This window comes from Lactobacillus crispatus (assembly GCF_018987235.1).
In the GTDB taxonomy this organism is placed as follows: Bacteria; Bacillota; Bacilli; order Lactobacillales; family Lactobacillaceae; genus Lactobacillus; species Lactobacillus crispatus.
On record NZ_CP072197.1, the window covers coordinates 316,368 to 330,714 of the forward strand.

General features: G+C 39.4%; 8 protein-coding genes and 3 tRNA genes. All 11 read left to right on the top strand.

Annotated elements, in window-relative coordinates; translation table 11 throughout:
* Window positions 1-52: 52 nt before the first annotated feature.
* On the top strand, window positions 53-2,221 hold the full coding sequence (ftsH, locus tag J6L97_RS01525; protein WP_057726252.1) for an ATP-dependent zinc metalloprotease FtsH: 2,169 nt from the start codon (window positions 53-55) through the stop codon (window positions 2,219-2,221).
* A gap of 52 nt (window positions 2,222-2,273) precedes the next feature.
* On the top strand, window positions 2,274-3,164 hold the full coding sequence (gene hslO / locus J6L97_RS01530) for an Hsp33 family molecular chaperone HslO (RefSeq protein WP_054832657.1): 891 nt from the start codon (window positions 2,274-2,276) through the stop codon (window positions 3,162-3,164).
* 77 nt (window positions 3,165-3,241) lie between these two features.
* Complete coding sequence (dusB, locus tag J6L97_RS01535; RefSeq protein ID WP_057726250.1) at window positions 3,242-4,267, top strand: tRNA dihydrouridine synthase DusB; 1,026 nt, start codon at window positions 3,242-3,244, stop codon at window positions 4,265-4,267.
* A gap of 15 nt (window positions 4,268-4,282) precedes the next feature.
* Window positions 4,283-5,833 (top strand): lysine--tRNA ligase, encoded by a 1,551-nt coding sequence (lysS, locus tag J6L97_RS01540; RefSeq protein WP_054832658.1) that lies wholly within the window; start codon window positions 4,283-4,285, stop codon window positions 5,831-5,833.
* Window positions 5,834-5,975: 142 nt separating this feature from the next.
* Window positions 5,976-6,905 carry a hypothetical protein gene (locus J6L97_RS01545; RefSeq protein ID WP_057726248.1) on the top strand — a complete coding sequence of 310 codons (930 nt, stop codon included), beginning with the start codon at window positions 5,976-5,978 and terminating at the stop codon, window positions 6,903-6,905.
* 63 nt (window positions 6,906-6,968) lie between these two features.
* Window positions 6,969-7,043 (top strand) — tRNA-Gly (locus J6L97_RS01550).
* Between the two features lie 133 nt (window positions 7,044-7,176).
* A tRNA-Gly gene (locus J6L97_RS01555) sits at window positions 7,177-7,251 on the top strand.
* A gap of 36 nt (window positions 7,252-7,287) precedes the next feature.
* Window positions 7,288-7,361 (top strand) — tRNA-Pro (locus J6L97_RS01560).
* 74 nt (window positions 7,362-7,435) lie between these two features.
* The gene (locus J6L97_RS01565; protein ID WP_023488511.1) at window positions 7,436-7,891 is read left to right on the top strand and encodes a GAF domain-containing protein; all 456 of its coding nucleotides are present in this window, start codon (window positions 7,436-7,438) and stop codon (window positions 7,889-7,891) included.
* A 104-nt stretch (window positions 7,892-7,995) separates the two neighbouring features.
* Window positions 7,996-10,476 carry an ATP-dependent Clp protease ATP-binding subunit gene (locus J6L97_RS01570; RefSeq protein ID WP_057726246.1) on the top strand — a complete coding sequence of 827 codons (2,481 nt, stop codon included), beginning with the start codon at window positions 7,996-7,998 and terminating at the stop codon, window positions 10,474-10,476.
* Window positions 10,477-10,697: 221 nt separating this feature from the next.
* Complete coding sequence (gene rpoB, locus J6L97_RS01575; protein ID WP_054832660.1) at window positions 10,698-14,336, top strand: DNA-directed RNA polymerase subunit beta; 3,639 nt, start codon at window positions 10,698-10,700, stop codon at window positions 14,334-14,336.
* The last annotated feature ends 11 nt before the right edge of the window (window positions 14,337-14,347 follow it).

Consider the following 14,347-nt stretch of genomic DNA (forward strand, 5'->3'; position numbering starts at 1 on the left):
ATTTGTGATAGAATTTTAAACGTATAACTTAAAGACTTTGCGGAGGTTTTTTATGAAGAATAACCGGAATCGGCTGCTTTCAAACGGCCTTTTCTATATAGTTGTGTTCCTTCTGCTCCTATGGGGAATCAACTGGGCACTCGGCGGCTCTAACAATAGTGGTAGCTCAGAGAATATCAGTTACTCACAATTTGTTAAAGATTTGCGTCAAGGCAAAGTTAAAAACTTTAGTGTTCAACCTGCTAATGGTGTTTACACTGTTTCAGGTAGTTACAAGACTGCACAAACAACAAAGAATCAATCAAATAATAGTTTTGATTTCTTTAGTAATAATTCAAGTAGAAAAGTTTCGCGCTTCTCTACTACCATGTTACAGAATGATTCTACCGTTTCTAACGCGCAAAACTTGGCACAAAAAAGTAATGCTCGGATGACAACTCAAGGAGAATCACAATCTGGCAATTGGATTTCGACCATTGTCATGCTTGTGCCAACCGTTTTGTTTATCGTCATGCTTTGGATGATGATGAACCAAGGTGGCGCTGGACGTGGTGGTGGCGGCGGAATAATGAATTTCGGTCGTTCACACGTCAAGCCAGAAGATCCTTCTAAGAATAAGGTTCGTTTCTCTGACGTAGCCGGTGAAGAAGAAGAAAAGCAAGAATTAGTCGAAGTAGTTGAATTTTTGAAAGATCCATCTAAGTACACTAAGTTGGGTGCAAGAATCCCATCTGGTGTTTTACTTGAGGGTCCTCCTGGTACTGGTAAGACTTTGCTTGCTCGTGCTGTAGCTGGTGAAGCTAACGTGCCATTTTATTCAATCTCAGGTTCAGACTTCGTTGAAATGTTTGTCGGTGTTGGTGCTAGTCGTGTACGTGACCTGTTTAACAATGCCAAGAAAAATGCACCAAGTATTATCTTTATCGATGAAATTGATGCCATTGGTCGTCGTCGTGGCAATGGCACCGGCGGTGGTAATGATGAACGTGAACAGACTTTGAACCAATTATTGGTTGAAATGGATGGTTTTGAAGGCGATGAAGGTGTTATTGTCATTGCTGCTACTAACCGTTCAGACGTCTTAGACCCAGCTTTGCTTCGTCCTGGTCGTTTTGACCGTAAGGTATTGGTAGGTCGTCCTGACGTTCGTGGTCGTGAAGCTATTTTAAAGGTTCACGCTAAGAACAAGCCACTTGCACCTGATGTTGATTTGAAGGAAGTTGCCCGTCAAACTCCTGGCTTTGTAGGTGCAGATTTGGCTAACGTCTTGAATGAAGCCGCATTAGTTGCTGCTCGTCGTAATGGTACTGAGATTACTGCATCAGATATTGATGAAGCCGAAGACCGTGTGATTGCCGGTCCAGCTAAGAAGGATCGTTTGATTTCTGAAAAAGAAAGAAGACGTGTTGCTTTCCACGAAGCTGGTCACTCAATCTGTGGTTTGGTCTTAAGCGACTCACGTACTGTACGTAAAGTTACTATCGTACCTCGTGGCCGTGCTGGTGGTTATAACATCATGTTGCCTAAAGATGATCAATTCATTTTGACTAAAAAGCAATTATTTGAACAAATTGTTGGTTTGATGGGTGGTCGTGCAGGTGAAGAAGCAACCATTGGTGATAAGTCAACTGGTGCTTCTAACGACTTTGAACAAGCTACTCAAATTGCGCATAGCATGGTAGTTAACTATGGTATGACCGAATCCTTAGGTATGGTTGAGCTTGAAAAGGAAGGCGAAAGCAATCCTTACGGCTTTAAGCCATATAGTGAAGCAACTTCAGCTAAAATTGATGAAGCTGTAAAGAAGATTTTGGATGAAGCTCATGCTAAGGCCCTTGAGATCGTTAAGGACAACAAAGAAAAGCATAGAATCATTGCCGAAGCTTTGCTCAAGTATGAAACCTTGAATGAAAAGCAAATTATGGCCTTGTATAAGACTGGTAAGATGCCTGAAAAAGACGAAGATGAATATCCGAGTGAATCAAAGGCTTCAACTTATGAAGAAGCTAAGGCTGCTGCAGAGAAGCGCGAAGTTGAAAAGGCAGAAAAAAAGGATTCAGATCAAGCATTAGCTGATCAAGAAAAAGATACCTTGGAGACTCCATCTGAAAAGAATCATGAAGTTGAAGAAAATAATCCTGAGAATCCCGAAAAGGATCAATCAGAAAATGAAACTTCAACTCAAGATACTTCTGCAGATGATGAGCATAAAGACAATTAAATAAAAGTAGGGCCTGTCACAGGCTCTATTTTTTTAGAAAAGAAGGATAAAAATGAGTGATTATTTAGTAAAGTCAATTGATAAGACTAAAAACTTACGCTTGTTAACCATTACCGCTAAGGGTGTAGTGAGTGAAGCACAAAAGCGGCACGACTTGTGGTCAGCTTCAGCTGCTGTGCTTGGTCGTACTTTAGTAGGATCTCTTTTACTTGCTGGTGCAGAATTGACAGATAAGGAAGAATTGACAGTCCGTTTATTAGGCAATGGCCCTGTTGGTCCAACCATCGTGACAGCTACCTCCGATTTGAAGGTAAAGGGTTATGTTAAGAATCCACATATTGCTTTACCACCTAAGAAAAATGGTCATATTGATGTGAAAAAGGCTGTTGGACAAGGATGGTTTGAAGTAACTAAGGACCTTGGCTTGAAGGAACCATACACAGGTCAGGTACCAATTGTTTCTGGTGAAATTGCTGAAGATTTTGCTTACTATTTGACTAAGTCAGAACAAATTCCGTCAGCTGTTGGTTTGTCAGTATTTGTTAATCCAAATAATTCAATCGGTGAAGCTGGTGGCTTTATGTTGCAAGCACTTCCTGGTGCTAGTGATGCTTTGATCGATAAAACGATTAAGCGAATTGATGCATTGCCAGCACTCTCAACTTCATTTTTGGATGGAATGACGCCAGAAGACTTAGCACGTAAAATCTTAGGAACCGATTGTAAGATTCTTGAAAAAGATGATGTAGCCTTTAACTGTGATTGTTCTAAAGAAAAGTATGCTGGTATTTTGGAAACTTTGAAGAGCGATCAATTGGAAGCAATGATTAATGAAGATCATGGTGCCGAACTTACTTGCAATTTCTGCGGTAACAAGTATCATTATTCAGAAGATGAATTGAAAGATATTTTAGCTAAAAAGAACAAAGATAAAGATTATTAAGGCAAATAAAGCCCTAAGGTTTTAACCAGCGGGGCTTTTTTGATATCATAATAGTGTAATTTTGAAAGGATGATTTGGTGAATAACAGCTGGAAAATTCGCGATATCACCATTCCAAACCGAGTTGTTGTTGCGCCGATGGCGGGAGTTTCAAACTCTGCATTCCGCGTTGTCTGTAAGGAATTCGGAGCGGGGCTGGTTGTCTGCGAAATGATTTCTGATCATGGGATCATTTATGGAAATAAAAAGACATTAAGTATGATGGATGTTGATCCGCGTGAACACCCAATGAGCATTCAAATCTTTGGCGGAAGCGAGGAAACTTTGCTTCAAGCTGCTCAATATATTGATCAACATACCGATGCGGATATTATTGATATTAATATGGGTTGTCCTGTACCTAAAGTAACAAAGACTGATGCAGGTTCGAAGTGGCTACTTGATTCAAACAAGATTTATCAGATGGTTCACGCAGTAGTGCAGAACGTTAAAAAGCCGGTTTCTGTTAAAATGAGAACAGGCTGGGATAAAAAGCATATTTTTGCTGTAGAAAATGCTTTAGCTGCTCAAGAAGCAGGCGCAAGCATGATTGCGATGCATGGTAGAACACGTAAACAAATGTATCAAGGTGAAGCTGACTGGAAAGTATTACATGATGTTGCCCAGGTGCTAGATGTGCCTTTTGTGGCTAATGGTGATATTAGAACACCCGAATTAGCTAAAAAAGCATTGGATGAGATCGGTTGTACTGCAGTAATGGTCGGTCGTGCTGCCTTAGGTAATCCGTGGATTCTGAAGGATATGGTTCACTATCTTGAAACTGGTGAAAAATTACAACCGCAAACTGTTCGCGAGAAGGTTGAAACGGCCAAACACCAGTTACATGCACTCGTTAAGATTCACGGTGAAAAGCGTGCTGTACCAGAATTTCGACAACAAGCTGCATACTATTTAAAGGGAATTCCCCGTTCGGCCCGTACTCGTGCTAAAATAAATGAGGTCTGGACGCGTCAAGAAGTATATGACTTGCTCGATAATTTTGTTGATGAATATGAAAAAAGAGAAGAAGCTCGTGCTGCACGACGCGCGGTAATGAACAAATAATGGAGGAAAGATAAATTGGCAAAGAATGAAATGAACGACCAATTAATAGTCCGTCGCCAAAAGATGGAAGAATTACGTGAAAACGGAATTGAACCATTTGGCCGAAGAAAATTTGATCGTCAAGATTTGGCAAGTACTTTGGAAGAAAAGTATGGCAATGAAGATAAGGAAGAATTAAACGCTGATATGCCTAAGACCAAAATTGCAGGTCGTATGCTTGCAAAACGTGGTAAGGGTAAGGTTGGTTTTGCTGATCTTTATGACCGTACTGGTAAGATTCAAATTTATGTACGTAAGGATATTGTTGGCGAAGATAACTACAAGATCTTTAAGAAATCTGATATTGGTGATTTCTTAGGTATTGAGGGTGAAGTTATGAAGACTGATACTGGAGAGCTTACTATTAGAGCCCTTCACGTAACTTTCTTATCAAAGGCTCTTCGTCCATTACCAGATAAGTACCATGGTTTAAAGGACGTTGAGGCAATTTATCGTCAACGTTACCTTGATTTGATTACCAACCATGATAGTTACATGCGTTTTGTTCACCGTACCCAAATTATCCAAGCTATTCGTGACTACTTAAATGGTCAAAACTTCTTGGAGGTTGAAACTCCAGTACTTCACAACATTCCTGGTGGTGCTGAAGCTCGTCCATTTATTACTCACCACAACGCCTTAGATATCAATCTTTACATGAGAATTGCTTTGGAACTTCCACTTAAGCGTTTGATTGTTGGTGATATGGAACGTGTTTACGAAATCGGCCGTGTATTCAGAAACGAAGGTTTGGACACTCACCACAACCCAGAATTTACTGAACTTGAAAGTTACGCAGCATACTGGGACTACCATGATGTTATGGATGAAGCTGAAGGTATTATCCGTGCTGCAGCTAAGGTTGTTTCAGATGACGGTAAGATCACTTACCAAGGTACTGACATTGACTTAGGCAAGCCATTCCGTCGCGTTCACATGGTTGATTTGATCAAGGAAAAGACTGGCGTTGACTTCTGGAAGCCAATGACCCTTGAAGAAGCAACTAAGATTGCGGAAGACCACGACATCCACGTTGAAAAGTTCTGGAAAGTTGGTCACATTATTAACGCCTTCTTTGAAAAGTACTGTGAAGAAACTATTGTTGACCCAACCTTCGTTTACGGTCACCCAGTAGAAATCTCACCACTTGCTAAGAAGAATGCTGACGATCCAAGATTTACTGATCGTTTCGAAATTTACATCATGGGTGAAGAATACGGTAACGCCTTCTCAGAATTGAACGATCCTGACGACCAACGTGAACGTTTCGAAGCTCAAATGGAAGAACGTGAAGCAGGTAACGACGAAGCTGACATGATCGATGAAGATTACCTTCGTGCTATGGAATACGGTATGCCACCTACAGGTGGTTTGGGTATCGGTATTGACCGTTTGGTAATGCTTTTGACTGATGCTCCAGCTATTCGTGATGTTCTTTTGTTCCCAACAATGCGTCCAGAACGTGTTGAAAGCGTAGAAGCTGAAGTTAAGGCTGATATGGAAAAGAAGAATAAAGAAAACAAGTAATATCAAATTTTGATATAAAAATAAATCTCATATCTGTGTTTTGAAACATGGGTATGAGATTTTTTGTTTATTCAAGGACTGTTGACATAAAGGTGCTTTGGTTATAAACTGCAAATGATTTTATTTTTGGAGGGATAGATTTATGAAATTAAAAAAGATTGGATCTCTGTTTTTAGCGTTATTCTTTTTTAGTTTAGTGGCTATAGGATTAACTACTAATCAAGCAGTTAAAGCAGATGATGATGATGAAGATTATCATGCTTCATCTGAACAATTGATAAATAAATTTTTTAATGAGCGTGAATTGTTAAAAAACGGAGCTCGTGCAGAAATTTTAGATGAGTCACAACCTGGGACTTGGTATGAACATACATTTATTATTTACAATGATCAATATCATGATTTTGATCATATGCCTTACGGTACTTATACAATTGCAAATGAAATGTATGTAAAGAATTGGAAAAAGCCAAGTGACCAAAACCTAAGATTGACTTTCTATTCGACTATTAATAATCCTAGAACGGATGCGGCAATTCGAGATAATATTCAAGGCTCCGTTGACATTCCGGCTGGTAAAGACAGCGGATATAGTTTCTGGGTTATTAAGGTTCGTTGTGATAAAGATGGATTAAAAGTTTTATCTCACAAAGATTATGATCACGATCCAGCTTCACCATATTCAGTAAAGCAAGTTAAGAATATTTTCTTAAAGAATTTAACTTTAAAGTCAGCTAAAAAGTCTGCTTTTGTAGGTAATAAACCTAAATTTAAATTTAGCAATATTTCTTTTGTTAACCCTAATATTATTAATGAAGCACGTGGTACTAATTGGAATCGTTCAATGCTTTCACATAAGGGCAAGCTTCCAGTTCACGATTATGATTTTAAAGCACATGTAAGAGTCAATAATTTTAAGCCAAGTAAAAGGAACAGAAATTATGATCTAGTAGACAAAGATGGCGATACCATCAGTGAAATTCATGTGCCTAAGAATTCTAAGAGCGGTACCGGTAATATTAAGTTGGACTTAGAGCTGACCTTTGATAGTTACTATTTTGAAGCTAAGTAATTCAACTTTTTCTCAAAAAGTATTTGCAAAGAGAATAATCTTTGCTATAATACTTTTTGTATCGCGGAAGTAGTTCAGTGGTAGAACATCACCTTGCCATGGTGGGGGTCGCGGGTTCGAATCCCGTCTTCCGCTCCAAGACAAAAGCTCATCTTTGGATGAGCTTTTTATTTTTCCATATATGCAGTTTTAGATGTAAGAAAACTTTTTGAATTTTTTACAAAAAACTATTGCAATGTATCAGATACCTGCTATAATTATACTTGCTGTTGCGGAAGTAGTTCAGTGGTAGAACATCACCTTGCCATGGTGGGGGTCGCGGGTTCGAATCCCGTCTTCCGCTCCAAGATAGAAGGCTCACCAAGTGGTGAGTCTTTTTTTACGGGAAATAGCTCAGTTTGGTAGAGCGCTACGTTCGGGACGTAGAGGTCGCCGGTTCAAGTCCGATTTTCCCGATATACAAGCTATCCGTTTGGGTAGCTTTTTTCTTTTTGCTATAATATCTTTTAAAACTTAAAGGGAGATTAAAAATGACTGCAACTACTGAAGAAAAATACAAATTATTAGTGGAGCAAGCTAGAGCTTTGATTGAGGGAGAAGATGATTGGATTGCTAATACAGCCAATTTGTCAGCTCTTTTGTTTAATTCGTTAAACGATGTAAATTTTGCGGGTGTTTATCGCTATGAAAATGGTGAACTGATATTAGGTCCATTTCAGGGGATGCCAGCATGTGTTCATATTCAAATGGGAAAAGGTGTTTGTGGTACGGCTGCACAAGCAAAAACAACGCAGATTGTTAAGGATGTACATGAATTTGCTGGTCACATTGCTTGTGATAGTGCTTCAAATTCGGAAATCGTTGTCCCAATTTTTAATCAGGGAAAACTTTGGGGCGTCTTTGATTTTGATTCGACCAAGCTAGCTAATTTTGACGAAATTGATAAAAAGTATTTAACTGAAATAGCGAAAGCAATTTTTGCGTAATTATTAGAATTGGACATAATGAAGTTGAAGATAAGTCAAATTGTTTTACTTACTGACAAAAGAAAAGTAAAATACCATAACGTATTTTAAAGGGTGGTGTTTGTATGGAAAATTCATATAGTAAGAGCGTTAATCAAGTATTGAAAATTGCACGTGAACAAGCACAAAATTTTCATCATCGCTTGATTGGCACAGAACATGTTTTATTGGCTCTAGTAATTGAAACTGACGGTGAAGCAGGAAAAATCTTGCGTTCATGGGGATTAACACCAACTGCAGTACGTGAAGAGATTGAGCGTTATACCGGTTATGGCTCTGCCCCTAAGACAAGCTACATGGAAATGTCACCACGTTTGAGTTTAGCTTTGGATTATGCTAGAAGACGAGCTAATGACGATGGAGTTAAGGAAGTTAACACTAATCATGTTTTGCTGGGAATTACTGCAAGTGAGCAGGTTTTATCAGCAATGATTTTGAAAAACTTGAATGTTGATATTCCTCGCTTGCAGCAGGATGTTGAAGACAGTTTGAGTCAAGACCAAGACTTTGGTGATTCAGCTAATTGGCTGGGTGATGATAACACGACGACTGGTCAAAAGAAGAGCAAGAGCACTACTCCTAACTTAGATAAGGTAGCAGTTAATTTAAATCAACGTGTGCGTAATGGCGAGATTGATCCGGTGATTGGCCGTGACCAAGAAATTAAGCGTGTGATTCAAATTTTGTCTCGACGGACTAAGAATAATCCTGTCTTAGTTGGTGAACCAGGAGTTGGTAAGACTGCTGTTGCTGAAGCGATTGCAACTGAGATTGTCAACAAAAAAGTGCCACAGGATATGCTTAAGAAACGGGTAATGGCCTTAAATTTAGGTAGTTTGGTTGCTGGGACTAAGTATCGTGGTGAGTTTGAAGACAGAATGAAGAAAATCCTGAACGAAGTCACCAAGGATGGCAATGTCATTCTCTTTGTTGATGAAATGCATACTTTAATTGGTGCTGGTGGTGCTGAAGGTGCAATTGATGCTTCTAATATATTGAAGCCTTCGCTTGCTCGTGGCGATATTCAAATGATTGGTGCAACTACTTTTAATGAATATCAAAAGTACATTGAAAAAGATCAAGCTTTGGCACGTCGTTTTCAACAAGTGCGCTTAAGTGAGCCTTCAAGAGATGATACTTTGACAATTATGCGTGGCTTGAAGTCGAAATATGAAAAGTTCCATCATGTGACTATTTCTGATGAGAGCTTGAAGGATGCAGTTGATTTGTCAACGCGCTATATTTCGGATCGCTTTTTGCCAGATAAGGCGATTGACTTAGTAGATGAAGCTAGTGCCGCAGTTAAGATTCGTAATAACATTAGCAATGATGCTGAGCTAGAAAAAGTTAATGAGCAAATTAAGAAACTGATTACGCAAAAGAATATGTCTGCCGCTAGTCAAAACTTTGTTAAAGCTGCTCAATTGCAGGATGAGCAGAACAACTTAGAAATGCAACGTGAAGCAATGGTAGAGAAGTTGAAAGACAAAGTTAGTGCTAAAGCTGTGGTTGAGCCAGAAGATATTGCTAAAGTGGTTTCCGACTGGACTGGCGTCCCTGTTACTCAAATGAAGCGTAATGAGTCACGGCAATTGGCTAACTTGGAAAAGATCTTGCATCAACGCGTGATTGGACAAGATAAAGCTGTTTCTGCAGTTGCCCGTGCTATTCGTCGTAGTAGAAGTGGCATCAAGGATGAGCGACGTCCAATTGGATCATTCCTTTTCCTAGGACCAACTGGAGTTGGTAAGACAGAATTGGCTAAATCAGTTGCAGCAGCAATGTTTGGCTCGGAAGACAATTTGATTAGGCTAGATATGTCTGAATATATGGACCAAATTGCTTCAAGCAAATTAATCGGCTCAGCACCAGGTTATGTCGGTTATGAAGAAGGCGGTCAATTATCTGAAAAGGTTCGTCGTCATCCATACTCGGTTATTTTGCTTGACGAAGTAGAAAAAGCTCATCCAGATGTCTTTAACTTGCTTTTGCAGGTTTTAGATGAAGGATTTTTGACTGACTCCAAAGGTAGAAAAGTTGACTTTAGAAATACAATTATAATCATGACTTCTAATTTAGGTTCTCGTTCGCTCTTTGATAATAAGGCAGTCGGCTTCAATGCAGATAATGCAGATCCAGCCAAGGCGAGATCAGCTAAAGTTGAACAAGCAATCAAACAATTCTTCCGCCCAGAATTTTTAAACAGAATCGATGAAACTATTATTTTCGATGAACTAGATAAGAAGCAGCTGCGCAATATTGTAACTTTGTTAACGCACAAGCTGGTAGTTCGTTTGCAAAAGAAGGGTATCGAATTGAAGCTATCACGGGCAGCACTGGATCAGATTGCACAAGATGGTTATGATCCAGAAAATGGTGCTCGACCATTGAGAAGAGCAATTCAAAATGATATTGAAGACAAGATTGCCGAGATGTTGATTGTAGGCGAAGTTAAGTCAGGCGACACTTTGAAAATTGGTAGTCAGCATGGACATTTGAAATTTGAAGTAGTTAATCCGAAGAAAGAAACTGTAAAAGTCAAGTGATATTGGTGCTATACCTTGACAAAATGCTGAAAATATCATATAATTTTTGCTGATTTAAAAAGACTGAGATTCAGGATTTTGCTGATCTATTGTCCAGCAAAATGATAAGGGACAAAAACGACAATTGTTGTTTTTGTCTTTTTTATGCCTAAAATTGCAGTTTTTTGAATTTGTAACAGAAATGTAATATTTGCTTTCTTAGACAGAAAGGATGTTTTTCCTTGTTAAATGGACACGTAGTGAACTACGGTAAACATCGAACTAGACGTAGCTTCTCCCGCATTAAGGAAGTATTGAAGTTACCTAACTTAACTGATGTTCAAACCGAATCATATAAGTGGTTTCTTGATAAAGGCATTAAAGAAGTCTTTGATGACATTATGCCGATTAGCGATTTCTCAGGTAAGCTTTCATTAGAATATGTTGGCTATAAATTGCAAAAGCCAAAGTATACAGTTGATGAAGCCCGTAACCATGATGCAACTTATGCTGCACCAATGCACGTTACCTTGAAATTGACTAACCAAGAAACTGGTGAAATTAAGACTCAAGATGTTTTCTTTGGTGATTTGCCATTAATGACCGAATCAGGTTCATTTATTGTTAACGGTGCTGAAAGAGTTATCGTTTCACAATTGGTAAGATCACCTGGTGTATATTACACTGGCGATTATGACAAGAATGGTCGTCAAATCTTTGGTACTACTGTTATTCCTAACCGTGGTGCTTGGCTTGAATATGAAACCGACGCAAAGAACGTTTCATTTGTTCGTGTAGACCGTACTCGTAAATTGCCTCTTACTGTATTGATTAGAGCAATGGGTATTGGCTCTGACAGTGACATTATTGATATGTTTGGTCAAAGTGATACTTTGCAATTCACTTTGGACAAGGATGTTCATAAGAACCCAGCTGATTCACGTGTAGCTGAAGCCTTAAAGGATATCTATGAAAGACTTCGTCCAGGTGAACCAAAGACTACTGATTCTTCACGTTCACTTTTGTATGCCCGTTTCTTTGATCCACGTCGTTACGATTTAGCACCTGTAGGTCGTTACAAGATCAATAAGAAGCTTTCACTTAAGAACCGTTTATACGGTCAAACTTTAGCTGAAACTTTAGCTGATCCAGATACTGGGGAAATTGTTGCTAAGAAGGGTACTGTAGTTACCCACGAAGTAATGGATAAGTTAGCTCCATACCTTGATCGTGATGACTTTAAGATGGTAACTTACCAACCTTCAAAGGAAGGCGTATTACCAGATCCTATTACAGTTCAAGAAATTAAGGTTTACTCAAAGGTAGACCCTGAACGTGAAGTTAAATTAATGTCAAATGGTCATATTGCTGATAACGTTAAGCATTTGACTCCAGCTGATGTTTTAGCTTCAATCAATTACTTCTTTGCATTGCAAGATGAGATTGGTACTACTGATGATATCGACCACTTGGGTAACCGTCGTATTCGTCGTGTTGGTGAACTTCTTCAAAACCAATTTAGAATTGGTTTGGCACGTATGGAACGTGTTGTTCGTGAAAGAATGTCAATCCAAGATCCTTCAACAGTTACTCCACAACAATTGATCAACATTCGTCCAATTGTTGCAAGTATTAAGGAATTCTTTGGTTCATCACAACTTTCACAGTTTATGGATCAACATAACCCATTAGGTGAATTGACTCATAAACGTCGTATGTCAGCCTTAGGGCCTGGTGGTTTGACCCGTGACCGTGCTGGTTATGAAGTTCGTGACGTTCACTATACTCACTATGGTCGTTTGTGTCCTATCGAAACTCCAGAAGGTCCTAACATTGGGTTGATCAACTCACTTGCTTCATATGCGATTATTAATAAGTATGGTTTTATCGAAACCCCATACCGTCGTGTTTCTTGGAAGGACCACAAGGTTACTGATAAGATCGACTATTTGACTGCCGACGAAGAAGATAATTACATTATCGCTGGTGCCAACACTCCATTGAATGATGATGGTTCATTTAAGGAGAAGTTGATCTTGGCTCGTCAAAAGGAAGATAACGTCGAAGTTTCTCCAGATAAGATTGACTACATGGACGTTATTCCTAAGCAAGTTGTTTCTGTCGCTTCAGCATGTATTCCATTCCTTGAAAACGATGACTCTAACCGTGCTTTGATGGGTGCCAACCAGCAACGTCAGGCTGCACCATTAATTAATCCGCATGGTTCACTTGTTGGTACTGGTATGGAATACCGTGCTGCACACGATTCAGGTGCTGCTTTAATCGCTAAGGCTGCTGGTGTAGTTGAATACGTTGATGCTAATGAAATCCGTATTAGACGTGAAGATGGTACTTTGGACAAATACACACTTGAAAAGTACCGTCGTTCAAATAACTCTAAGTCATACAACCAAACTCCTAATGTTAAATTAGGTGATCATGTTGACAAGAGTGATGTAATTGCTAACGGTCCAACTATGGATCATGGCGAACTTGCTTTAGGTCAAAACCCATTGATTGCCTTCATGACTTGGAATATGTACAACTATGAAGATGCCATCATGCTTTCTGAACGATTAGTTAAGGATGATGTTTATACTTCAATCAGTATTGAAGATTATGAATCAGAAGCTCGTGACACTAAGTTAGGTCCAGAAGAAATTACTAGAGAACTTCCTAATATTGGTGAGGATGCTTTGAAGGATCTTGATGCTGATGGTATCGTTCGTGTTGGTGCAGAAGTCCACGATGGCGACATTTTGGTAGGTAAGGTAACTCCTAAGGGTGTAACTGAATTATCTGCTGAAGAAAGATTACTTCACGCTATTTTCGGTGAAAAAGCTCGTGAAGTTCGTGATACTTCACTTCGTGTACCACACGGTGGTGGCGGTATTGTTCAAGACGTTAAGGTTTATACTCGTGAAGCCGGCGATGAACTTTCACCAGGTGTTAACACAATGGTTCGTGTTTACATCGCTCAAAAGAGAAAGATTCAAGTTGGGGACAAGATGTCTGGTCGTCACGGTAACAAGGGTACTGTTGCTGCAGTTGTTCCAGAAGAAGACATGCCATACTTACCAGATGGTACTCCAGTAGATATTTGTTTAAACCCAATGGGTGTTCCATCACGTATGAACATCGGACAGCTTCTTGAATTGCACTTAGGTGCAGCTGCTCGTCAATTGGGCATTCACGTTGCAACACCAGTATTTGATGGTGCTGACGAAAATGACGTTTGGGACACAGTTCGTCAAGCAGGTGTTGATAAAGATGGTAAGACCGTTGTTTATGATGGTCGTACCGGTGAACCATTCCACAACCGTGTATCTGTAGGTGTTATGCACTACTTGAAGTTGACCCACATGGTTGACGACAAGATCCACGCACGTTCAATTGGGCCTTACTCATTGGTTACTCAACAACCACTTGGTGGTAAAGCACAATTTGGTGGTCAGCGTTTTGGTGAAATGGAAGTTTGGGCCCTTGAAGCTTATGGTGCTGCTTACACATTGCAAGAGATTTTGACTTACAAGTCAGATGACGTTGTTGGTCGTGTAAAGGCATATGAAGCTATTGTTAAGGGTGAAAAGATTCCTAAGCCAGGTGTTCCAGAATCATTCCGTGTTCTTGTTAAGGAACTTCAATCATTAGGTTTGGATATCCGTGTTCTTGATATGAACCATAATGAAATTGAACTTCGTGATATGGATGAAGACTCAAGTGAACACTTGAACATCGATACTTTGTCACGGATGGCAGAAGAGCAAGAAAAGAAGAAGTTAGCCGAAGAAACTGGAAAATCAGAAGATAAAGACAGTAAAGAAAATGCAGATAAGCCGGTAGCTCCTGCAGATAAGTCTGACGATAAAGTTTCTAAATAGTAGGAGGTTAA

What these genes read in the sequence shown, in the direction of transcription:
- ftsH (WP_057726252.1), top strand. Translation starts at nt 53, where the DNA reads ATGAAGAATAACCGGAATCGGCTGCTTTCAAACGGCCTTTTCTATATA.
- hslO (WP_054832657.1), top strand. Translation starts at nt 2,274, where the DNA reads ATGAGTGATTATTTAGTAAAGTCAATTGATAAGACTAAAAACTTACGC.
- J6L97_RS01545 (WP_057726248.1), top strand. Translation starts at nt 5,976, where the DNA reads ATGAAATTAAAAAAGATTGGATCTCTGTTTTTAGCGTTATTCTTTTTT.
- J6L97_RS01565 (WP_023488511.1), top strand. Translation starts at nt 7,436, where the DNA reads ATGACTGCAACTACTGAAGAAAAATACAAATTATTAGTGGAGCAAGCT.
- J6L97_RS01570 (WP_057726246.1), top strand. Translation starts at nt 7,996, where the DNA reads ATGGAAAATTCATATAGTAAGAGCGTTAATCAAGTATTGAAAATTGCA.